2 protein-coding genes are annotated in these 1216 nt (G+C 64.7%); one reads left to right on the plus strand and one right to left on the minus strand.

What is annotated here, in order from left to right; genetic code table 11:
* Nucleotides 1–82: 82 nt before the first annotated feature.
* On the plus strand, nt 83–970 hold the full coding sequence (locus tag EOA24_RS38545; RefSeq protein WP_127410857.1) for a DMT family transporter: 888 nt from the start codon (nt 83–85) through the stop codon (nt 968–970).
* A 72-nt stretch (nt 971–1042) separates the two neighbouring features.
* Here EOA24_RS38545 and EOA24_RS38550 read toward each other — a convergent pair whose 3' ends face one another.
* Nucleotides 1043–1213 carry a GlsB/YeaQ/YmgE family stress response membrane protein gene (locus EOA24_RS38550; protein ID WP_189354621.1) on the minus strand — a complete coding sequence of 57 codons (171 nt, stop codon included), beginning with the start codon at nt 1211–1213 and terminating at the stop codon, nt 1043–1045.
* Nucleotides 1214–1216: the final 3 nt, after the last annotated feature.

Here is a 1216-nt window from a genome sequence, read left to right on the forward strand (position 1 = left end):
GATATAGGGCTGCCGCGCGTAAAATCAAAGGCTCCAGGCTGGCCCATTGCCGCCGCCGCGCCGCTCTGATCTTGTCGGCGGCATGCAGGTCATTCCATCCAATATCCGCGGCCCGCTGTTCATGGTCGTCTCGACGGGGTCCTACCTCGTCAACGACACGATGATGAAGCTCGCGACCGCCGGGCTGCCGCCCTATGAGGTGCTGCTGCTGCGCGGCGCGGCGGCCACAGCGTGGGGTGTACCGCTGCTTCTGATGCTGGGTTATGCCAGGCAGATCCCGCTGCTCTTCGAACGCAAGGTGCTGCGCCGCAACCTGTTCGAGCTCCTGGCGATCCTCTGCTACGTCGTCGCCCTGGCGAACATGCAGATCGCGGATTCCACCGCGCTCGGCCAGATCACGCCGCTCCTCGTGCTGGTCGGCTCCTCAATGCTGTTCGGCGAAAGGATCGGCGCAACGCGCATGGCGCTGATCGGCCTTGGCTTTGTCGGAGCGCTCATGGTGGCGCAGCCGACCATGCAGGGCATTTCGGTCTATGCGCTGCTGGCGCTCGGCAACGCCGCCTTTGCGGCGGTGCGCGACATAGCCGGCCGCAAGGTGAGCGCCGAGGTGCCCGGCATGATCGTCGCCATCGCCGCCGTCCTGGTGGTGCTGGTCGGCTCAGGCGCGGCGCATCTGGTCTCCGAGCAATGGATGATGCCCGAAGGACGCCATCTGCTGCTGATCGCGGGTGCCGGCCTGTTCCTGATCTTCGGCCATTTCTTCATCTTCATGGCCTACCGCGTCGGGCCGACAAGCGCGGTGGCGCCCTTCTATTACTGCTTCACCGTCTGGGCAGTCATTTCGGGGCTGCTGGTGTTCGGGCAGTTTCCCAACGCGCTCGCCGTCTGCGGCATCCTGCTGGTCATGGTCAGCGGCCTTGTGATCGTCTCTCTCGACGAGAGGAAGCGCCGATTGGCCATGGTCGCCTGACGACGCGCATCAATCTGGGCCGATCCGACAGGATCGACTCCCAGCAGCCCGGCCGGCTGCGACTTTCTTGGCCTACAGCGTGCGCTTGCCCGAAATCTGGTGATAGGCCCAGAGCACGACGATCGAGCCGATGACGGCCACGATCAGGCTCCAGATGTTTAGGCCGGTGACACCGGCCGAGCCGAAAGCGCTGAAGATCAGCCCGCCGACGATGGCGCCGACGATGCCGAGCACAATGTCCATGAT

Origin of the sequence: Mesorhizobium sp. M2A.F.Ca.ET.039.01.1.1, assembly GCF_003998035.1 — a bacterium.
Classification (GTDB): domain Bacteria; phylum Pseudomonadota; class Alphaproteobacteria; order Rhizobiales; family Rhizobiaceae; genus Mesorhizobium.

Bases quoted from the DNA above. Each gene is read 5' to 3' on its own strand.
- EOA24_RS38550 (WP_189354621.1), bottom strand. From the start codon at position 1,213: ATGGACATTGTGCTCGGCATCGTCGGCGCCATCGTCGGCGGGCTGATC.
- EOA24_RS38545 (WP_127410857.1), top strand. From the start codon at position 83: ATGCAGGTCATTCCATCCAATATCCGCGGCCCGCTGTTCATGGTCGTC.